The sequence below is a fragment of the Enterobacter sp. EC_64 genome, from assembly GCF_019584165.1.
Taxonomy (GTDB): Bacteria; Pseudomonadota; Gammaproteobacteria; order Enterobacterales; family Enterobacteriaceae; genus Enterobacter; species Enterobacter roggenkampii.
In genome coordinates this window covers 106273-114678 of record NZ_VDAS01000016.1, presented here as the reverse complement: position 1 = coordinate 114678, position 8406 = coordinate 106273, and the positions used below count along the sequence as shown (strand labels likewise).

Sequence of the window (8406 nt, the reverse complement as noted above, 5' to 3'; positions counted from 1 at the left end):
ATGAAAATCACCCGCATAGTGCGCTGGGATATCACTCTCCGAGAGAATACCGGCGGCAGCGGGCATCGTTAACTTAAGATACAAAAGCTGTCCGGAAATGGCGGGTCAAGATCACGTAATCCTAAACTGGCACGTGAACAAAGGGTGATTGGTTATTATGGTTCCGTTGGTAGAAAACCATTGTTTGATTTCTATGATGAAACCGAGAAGCAAGTAATAGAACAATTAAGAACATTACGCGGTACGTTTGATTACCGTTGGAGGAAGTAAGATGGATAACTTAGAAAATTTCCCATGTTATGATCATTCTGTACTAACAGATTTTTCTTTTCAGACAATCCAACCAGTAAGTGTAACATTACCATATGATAAAGCACTATCTGGTAGTAAGCTCATAAAAAAGAAAGTAGATAAAACAAAAGGTGATTTAGTCGTATATAGTTTTCATCATCATACAACACCTAAAGTAAATGAGGATGATGTATTGATGGTTGAACTAATGAAAGAACAAGTAGAAGTAAAGGTACTATTATCTTACAACCACATCTTTAAAGGTCATCGCGTAGTTTCTTGTGTTTGCCAAATACAAGGATAACATATGTTAAGTATTATCATTGACCTTATCAAAAGCGGTATAAGTCTTATCAGTAAGAACAAAACCGAAGTTGCTAAGTCAAAAGACGAACTTGAAACAGAAAAAACAAGTGAAGCACAGGAAACAAACCGTGAAGAGATCAAGGCTGGAAAAGGCTGGAGATCATTTTTAGGTTATGCGTGTACTGTTATTCTTGTTTATAACTATATCTTAGTACCTATCTTAGATTACTTTGGTATCGTTTTATTCTCATTCCCACTATCTGACATTATCAGAATCATCATTTTGTTACTTAGTGGTAACTAATTAGAAAGCCCTTTATGGGGCTTTTTTTTAAATTAAGTGGAGTAAAATTCATAATGATTACAATCTAATTATTAAACATTGATAGTCGGTAATGCTTTTGATATGTATATTGCCATTTTTCAGTATGTCTCTTGATAACACATAGACTATGCTGATAATCTAAAAAAGTATAAATGAGCTTCGAGGCTATTATGAAAAATGAAAATGATGTATCCAAAGAAGAGATATTAAGTACAATAGTGGCACAAGCAAAAGAGTACGCAGCGATCGACTTTGAACAACTTGAAAGAGATGGTGTCATTAAAAAAGTTAGGGGAGGTTATCTGGTTGTCAAGCATAGTAAACTACCTGATGCGGCTAGAAAGTTAATGAAATCACTTAAGTCTACGAAAGATGGTGTACAAATGATTATCAGTAAGCCTCCAAAGTCTTTTCTTGATTTAGGGAAGTGATTATGTAGGCCTCTTAACCGAGGCCATTTTCATTTGGGAGTATTTATATTAATCATGACGTTTTGCTGATTAGCATAAAGTTTTATATCGTTATCATGAAAAGCTATCGTCAATTCTAAACTTTCTGTTTCTTTTAAATTTAATGACTGCCTGATTTCTTTCTGATTGGTTTGGACTATCTCAGAGTAATAGTCTACCATTCTTTGAATATACATTAATCTACTTACGTCATGGAAACTATCACCATTAGTCATAGTTCCAAATAGTTGATAAACAGTTCCATCTTCCATTTGCATAGCATAGTTACAATGAGCATTTCGTAATGCCATGCGTTGTTTAGTATCTAAATTATGTCCTGTGATACCTTTCACTCTAAAGTGCTCTATAGATTCAGGAAGATACTTATGAATTTTTTTTATCAGATTTTCATTTACCCAAACATCAGAATATCCTCTTCCATGAGGCATAATGTCTATGAAAATGACGGCGTTTTCAAAAAACATACAAAATAAAACAGGACCTGTTCGCTTAAAGAATCCATTTTTAAAAGGTTCTTCAGAAAGATGTATGTGATGAATATTCCAAGAGTTTAATAGTAGGTCGTTGTAAATATATTTTGTTGTACTCAATGAAAGATGCGGATTTATTGTTAACCCAAGGGTAAGTTTCCTCTTGATGGATTCATATGCCTTTTCTGTTCCTTCAGGTACTTGAATTCCTGGTAGTTCGATTACTAATCTTCTTTTATCGCTTGGTATTCTTCTTTGTAAGGCGAAAACAGCTTTTAAATTTTCAATTGTTGTTAAGCTATCATCATATTGAAAACTAAACTGAGCTAACTGTTCATCAATATAAGTTCTCATTCCATTTTCAGGTGTGAATTTTATCATATCGAACATCTCTGTTTCAGTTTCACGCTGTAATTTTTTCTACTGAAAAGTACTGGTTTACTACATCAGCAATTCCATTTTCCGTATTGTTACCTATTACTAAATCAGCACACGCTTTCACTTCATCAACAGCGTTACCCATAGCAACACCCAAGCCAGCAGTCTCCAACATACTTAGATCGTTGAAATTATCGCCAAAGGCTATTACCTGGCTCATAGATAAACCTTGTGATTCTACCCATTGTGCCAGGCGTTTACCCTTACTGTTTCCGGCTTGTGCTATGTCTACTTGGTCGTGCCAAGACCATTCACAAGCAAGGCCAAGCTCACGCTCTACGATCTGACCAAAGCGATGTAGTTTTTCAGTATCAGAATCAGTAAGGGCGAATTTCCATATAGCATCAACATTTTGAGAGGCTTCACTCAGAGAGGGTACTTGTTTGAATACTGGACGTTGTGACTCTGGAAGAGATTTAGCCCAATTTTCTGTACGGATAATATGCCCCGTTGGATTTTGATAAAACATGGCATCATCGGCATACATCAGACTATGAACATTGTAACTATCAAGTAGGTTTACTAATTGAGTAGCTTGTTCTGGTTGTAATGGGTCTGAGGCAATAACTCTTTTTTCGGCGTAATCGTACAATAAAGCACCGTTACAACATATAGCTGGTGTATTCAGTGCTAATGCCTGATAAAAAGGATGGATGGCTACAAAGTGCCGTCCGGTAACTATGACAACCTTTGCCCCTGATTTACGGGCATTCTGTAGGGCAGTTAATGAGGCTGGTAAAATAGTTTTTTCTGGCGTCAATAAAGTGCCGTCCAGATCAAGGGCGATTACCTGATAGTCCATGTAGTGATTCACCTGATTTTGGTATGTAGTTTTTCCGATAGTACACCGCTTTGCGGCTACGACGAAACAAGGTGAAGAGAGTCTTGTTGAGCACTGGAACAACGTTGGATACTGGCGTATTGCCCTGGATTGGTGAAAATGTTGTAATAAGCGTCACACACTCAAATAAGTGCCATTACAACAAATTGCAGGTGTATCTAACGCCAGTGCCTGATAAAAAGGGTGAATGGCTACGTGATGTCGACCCGTTACGATAAGGAGTTGATATCCCGCTTCCTGCGCGCGTTTAAGCGCTTCCAGAGAAGAGGGGAGAAGGGTTTTTTGCGGCGTCAGTAAGGTACCGTCTAAATCCAGAGCAATCACACGCGAGGTCATCTGTTTTCCCGGGTTAATATTGAATTTACGTTTTGATGGGATGGTACACCGAGAGGCGAATGCTTCAAAATTCCTGTCGACAATTCAGCATTCACCGTCAAAAGTTAATTACTTTCATGCGCAGTGAGGAGTGAATATTCATGAAACAAACCGTTTATACCGCCAGTCCTGAAAGCCAGCAGATCCACGTCTGGCGCTTAAATACCGAAGGGACACTCACGCTGGTTCAGGTTGTTGATGTGCCAGGCCAGGTACAGCCGATGGTCATCAGCCCGGATAAACGTTTCTTGTACGTGGGTGTGCGCCCGGAGTTTCGCGTGCTGGCCTATCGCATCTCTCCGGACGACGGCGCGCTAACTTACACTGCCGAAGCGCCGCTGCCGGGCAGTCCAACCCATATCTCAACCGATCGTAAAGGCAACTTTGTCTTCAGCGGCTCGTATAATGCGGGCTGCGTCAGCGTAACGCGTCTGGAAGATGGCATTCCGGTCGAAACCGTGGATGTGGTGGAAGGGCTGGAAGGCTGCCACTCGGCGAATATCTCTCCGGATAACCGCACGCTGTGGGTGCCTGCCCTGAAGCAGGATCGTATCTGCCTGTTCACCCTGAGCGACGATGGTCACCTGGTGGCGCAGAATCCTGCCGAAGTGACTACCGTTGAAGGCGCCGGTCCGCGCCATATGGTCTTCCATCCGAACCAGCAGTACGCCTACGTGGTCAATGAGCTGAACAGCTCCGTGGACGTATGGGAGCTGAAAGATCCAAACGGTCAGATTGAGTGCGTGCAGACGCTGGATATGATGCCGTCTGATTTCTCCGACACCCGCTGGGCGGCGGATATTCACATTACGCCAAATGGCCGTCATCTGTACGCCTGTGACCGCACCTCCAGCCTGATCACCGTGTTTAGCGTTTCTGAAGACGGCAGCGTGCTGGCGATTGAAGGCTTCCAGCCGACGGAAACCCAGCCGCGCGGCTTTAATATCGATCACAGCGGCAAATACCTGATTGCGGCGGGGCAGAAATCCCACCACATCGCGCTGTATGAAATTAAAGGCGAGCAGGGGCTGCTGGAAGAGAAAGGGCGCTACGCCGTAGGCCAGGGGCCGATGTGGGTGGTGGTTAACGCTCACTAAGCGGCTTAAAACAAAAAACCTCGCGAATGCGAGGTTTTTTTATGCCCGGTGGCAGTGCGTTTACCGGGCTTACATAACCTGTAGGCCGGGTAAGGCAAAGCCGCCACCCGGCAAAAGGACAGCTTACTGCTTCGGCTCAGCAACCACTTTGCTACCCAGACCGCGGTTGTTGTACTCCCACATGCGGTTGAAGCTAGCGTCGTTCAGGTTGCGCTGCACGTTCCCTTTATCGTCCACCGCACCGGTATTGCCTGAGAACGGACGTTTAGAGATCGCCGCATCCGCCCACGGCTTCGCCATGTTGAAGCCTTCGTTGATAACGCTGTCGCGGATCACAACCTGACCGTTGGTGGCCGCGTCCACGTCCAGGGAGCGTCCCAGCTGCGCCACGCCGTCACCGGCAGCGTTAAAGCGGCTGTTCACGGCCAGGAAGCCGAAGAAGAGGTTCGACGGGGTTGCCGGAGCAAACACGTAACCTTCCTGCTGAGTGCGTGAGTTCACCACGCGGAAATCGGTGTTATCAAATACCACCGCGCCGCGGCCGGACACCAGATCCACGTCACCTTCAACGTAGCTGTTGGTCACCAGCGTACGGGTCAGACGGTTATTCTGCAGGGTGTTCTGCACGCCGCTGTTGGTCACGAAGAAGGTGTTCTGACGACCCAGAATGTTGACGTTGTTAATCTGCACCTTATCGCCATCGCTGCGCAGCGCGACGGCCTGGTGGTTACCGGCGTCAACGCTGTCGCCCAGGGTATTCTGAATGGTCAGGTTCTGCAGCTGCAGACCGTTATTCTGGGACCAGAACACCGCAGAGCACATCACGCCAACCGTGGCGGAACGCTTGCTCTGGCAGTTATCAAACATGTACCACGCCGGTTTGCCCGGCATATATTTACCGGCCGGGTTCACCAGGTGACGCCAGGTGTTGCTGTCGATTTCAGAATCAATCGCCAGGCCAATTTTTACGTCGATTGCTTTTTCGCCCAGACCGTAAAGCGTAATGCTGCCCGGTGCCGCCGGAACATAGACGGTGCCTTCATATTCGCCTGGCAGGATCGCGATGTACTGGCGAGACGCGCTGTGTTTAGTGATGGCAGCATCTACCGCAGCCTGAATAGAGGTATGCGTTACGCCCTGCGCACCTGCCGGGCCAACCACGAAGTCAGGCTGTTTCGGCAGGTTAATCGAAGACGGGGTCCACGGCGCAGCGTTAGGATCCATCGACGAGAAGTAGTGCGCACGGTCGAAGTTCTTCGCTTCATCAGCGGACAAAATCGGGCGGGAGGCGGTACCGGGCGCGACCTGCTCAGAAGGGCGCTGATCCGGTGGGGTTGAACTGCATGCGGATAAGGTCACGCCAAAGGCGAGCGCTAACGCCAGACGGGAAATCCTGGAAATGTTCAAGGTGAAGCTCCTGGGTATGCAAGTCTTTATGGGATAGACGAAATAGCCTGCTTTTTTATACTAAGTTGAGCGAAACGGGAAGATAAAAAGGGTAAAAGTTGCATTTTTAGCCCTGGAGCGGCGGGTAAGTGATCACAAATAAATAACATTTTCCGCAAAGTCGGTTGACAGCAGACAACAGATGAAAATAAATGTCTATACAACCCATGACAAGTGGAAAGCCCATGCAGCAGATTCATCCTGACGATGTGATATGGCGAAATGCGCGACTGGCTACGATGGCGCCGGACGTCCGTGCGCCCTATGGACTGAAAGATCAACACGCCCTGGTTATACGGGGTCAAACTATCCTGGCCGTGATCCCTGAATCTGACATTCCGGCCGGACACACTCACTGTGTCGATCTTCAGGGTCGTCTGGTCACCCCGGGCCTGATTGACTGCCATACCCACCTGGTGTTTGGCGGCGATCGCGCGGCGGAGTGGGAGAAGCGTCTGAACGGTGTCTCTTATCAAACCATCAGCGCCCAGGGGGGCGGGATTAACGCGACCGTGACGGCGACGCGCAGCAGTTCACCCGAAACCCTGCTTAAGCTGGCACAGCAGCGGCTTCAGCGTCTGATAAATGAAGGCGTCACCACGGTTGAAATCAAATCGGGATACGGCCTCAACGCCGAGGCCGAAGAGAAAATGCTGCAGGTCGCACGCCAGCTGAGCCTCAATAATCCGATCGATATCAGCCCAACGCTGCTGGCGGCCCATGCCGTTCCGCCGGAATACCGACAGGATCCGGATGCCTACCTCACGCTGGTCTGCGATCAGATATTGCCCACGCTGTGGCAAAAAGAGTTGTTTGAAGCGGTCGACGTGTTCTGTGAAAACGTCGGCTTTACCCCGTCGCAAACCGAGCGCCTCTTCAAGGCGGCGACCGCGCTCGGTATTCCGGTGAAAGGGCACGTCGAGCAGCTGTCGAATCAGGGCGGTGCGGCATTGGTCAGCCGGTATAAAGGACGCTCAGCCGATCATATCGAATATCTTGACGACGCAGGCGTTCAGGCGATGGCGCAAAGCGGCACGGTGGCGGTTCTGCTGCCCGGCGCGTTCTATTTTCTGCAGGAGCGCCAGCGTCCGCCGGTGGAACAGCTCAGAAAACAGGGCGTGCCGATGGCGGTCGCCACCGACTATAACCCCGGCACCAGCCCGTTTGCCAGCCTGCACCTGGCGATGAACATGGCCTGCGTCCAGTTTGGCCTGACGCCCGAGGAAGCCTGGGCTGGCGTCACGCGCCATGCCGCGCAGGCGCTGGGCCGCGGTGAAACCCACGGACAGCTGCGGGCCGGGTTTGTCGCCGATTTCATCGTCTGGGATGCACACCATCCGGTAGAGATGGTCTACGAGCCGGGACGCAATCCGCTGTATCAACGTATATTCCGTGGGGAGGCAGTATGAGGTTATGGCGGCCCGTCGCCGAAACGGTCTGGCAGGGGCGCGACGACAGCGCCGAGGCCAGCAACGCAACGCGCATTTTCCAGACGATACGGCAGCAGGGGGCGTTCACGCCGCTGGCATCCGGCATTGCGATGATAGGCTTTGAATGTGATGCAGGGGTAAAACGTAATCAGGGCAGGCCCGGCGCCGTGCAGGCGCCTGATGTGCTGCGTAAGGCGCTGGCAAATATGGCAAGCCATCTGGGACACGAGCGGCTGGCGGATATGGGGTCGGTTTACGTTGAAGGTGACGAGCTGGAAGCGGCACAGCAGGCGTTAAGCGATGCCGTGACGTCATGCCAGCGGTCCGGGATGCGCACGCTGGTCTTTGGCGGCGGACACGAAACCGCGTGGGCGCACGGTCGCGGCGTGCTGGACGCCTTCCCGAACGAGCGGGTGGTCATTATCAACCTGGATGCCCATCTCGATCTGCGCAAGGCCGACCGGGCGACGTCCGGCACGCCGTTTCGCCAGCTGGCGCACTACTGCGCTGAGCGCGGGCGGGCATTTCAGTACGCCTGCTTCGGCGTGAGCCGGGCGGCGAACACGCAGGCGCTGTGGGATGAGGCTGAACGCCTGAACGTCACGCTGGTGGAGGATCTCCATTTCAGGCGCGATGCGCTATCGGCGCTGGAAAAGGTGCTGGCCCAGGCCGATCGCGTCTACCTGACAATCGATCTGGACGTCCTGCCCGCCAGCGAAATGCCTGCCGTTTCCGCTCCGGCTGCGTTAGGCATACCGGCACTGGATCTCCTCCCCGTTATCGAACAAATCTGCCGTAGCGGTAAGCTACAGGCCGCCGATCTGGTAGAGTTTAACCCGCAGTTCGATCGGGACGGGCAGGGCGCAAAGCTTGCCGCCCGTCTGGCCTGGCAAATTGCTCACTGGTGGGCATAACAC

At 49.6% G+C, this 8406-nt stretch carries 9 protein-coding genes and 1 pseudogene; 6 read left to right on the top strand and 4 right to left on the bottom strand.

What is annotated here, in order from left to right; genetic code table 11:
* The first annotated feature begins 271 nt into the window (after window positions 1-271).
* The 3 genes from FHC52_RS14640 (at window position 272) to FHC52_RS14630 (ending at window position 1353) form a co-directional block, all read left to right on the top strand.
* Entirely contained in the window at window positions 272-595 is a 324-nt protein-coding gene (locus FHC52_RS14640; protein ID WP_049222753.1) for a hypothetical protein, read from the top strand.
* Window positions 596-598: 3 nt separating this feature from the next.
* Entirely contained in the window at window positions 599-901 is a 303-nt protein-coding gene (locus tag FHC52_RS14635; protein WP_126535165.1) for a hypothetical protein, read from the top strand.
* A gap of 191 nt (window positions 902-1092) precedes the next feature.
* Window positions 1093-1353 carry a hypothetical protein gene (locus FHC52_RS14630; RefSeq protein ID WP_023292978.1) on the top strand — a complete coding sequence of 87 codons (261 nt, stop codon included), beginning with the start codon at window positions 1093-1095 and terminating at the stop codon, window positions 1351-1353.
* Window positions 1354-1382: 29 nt separating this feature from the next.
* On the opposite strand, the gene FHC52_RS14625 is transcribed toward FHC52_RS14630, so the two are convergent.
* From FHC52_RS14625 to FHC52_RS14615, 3 genes and pseudogenes are all read right to left on the bottom strand, one after another.
* The gene (locus tag FHC52_RS14625) at window positions 1383-2243 is read right to left on the bottom strand and encodes a hypothetical protein (RefSeq protein WP_023292977.1); all 861 of its coding nucleotides are present in this window, start codon (window positions 2241-2243) and stop codon (window positions 1383-1385) included.
* A 22-nt stretch (window positions 2244-2265) separates the two neighbouring features.
* Window positions 2266-3102 carry a pyridoxal phosphatase gene (locus FHC52_RS14620; protein ID WP_023292976.1) on the bottom strand — a complete coding sequence of 279 codons (837 nt, stop codon included), beginning with the start codon at window positions 3100-3102 and terminating at the stop codon, window positions 2266-2268.
* Window positions 3103-3264: 162 nt separating this feature from the next.
* Window positions 3265-3477: pseudogene (locus FHC52_RS14615) on the bottom strand (HAD-IIB family hydrolase); the annotation flags it as partial.
* Between the two features lie 140 nt (window positions 3478-3617).
* Between FHC52_RS14615 and pgl the strand changes: the two are divergent.
* Window positions 3618-4613 carry a 6-phosphogluconolactonase gene (pgl, locus tag FHC52_RS14610; RefSeq protein ID WP_023292974.1) on the top strand — a complete coding sequence of 332 codons (996 nt, stop codon included), beginning with the start codon at window positions 3618-3620 and terminating at the stop codon, window positions 4611-4613.
* 123 nt (window positions 4614-4736) lie between these two features.
* Here pgl and FHC52_RS14605 read toward each other — a convergent pair whose 3' ends face one another.
* Window positions 4737-6020 (bottom strand): putative acyl-CoA thioester hydrolase, encoded by a 1284-nt coding sequence (locus FHC52_RS14605; protein WP_106106236.1) that lies wholly within the window; start codon window positions 6018-6020, stop codon window positions 4737-4739.
* A gap of 224 nt (window positions 6021-6244) precedes the next feature.
* On the opposite strand from FHC52_RS14605, the gene hutI reads away from it, so the two are divergent.
* Both hutI and hutG read left to right on the top strand, forming a co-directional pair.
* Window positions 6245-7468 (top strand): imidazolonepropionase, encoded by a 1224-nt coding sequence (gene hutI / locus FHC52_RS14600; protein WP_126287696.1) that lies wholly within the window; start codon window positions 6245-6247, stop codon window positions 7466-7468.
* A complete protein-coding gene (hutG, locus tag FHC52_RS14595) occupies window positions 7465-8403 on the top strand; it encodes a formimidoylglutamase (RefSeq protein WP_025912857.1) in 939 nt (312 codons plus the stop codon). The genes hutI and hutG overlap by 4 nt, the downstream gene beginning before the upstream one ends.
* Window positions 8404-8406: the final 3 nt, after the last annotated feature.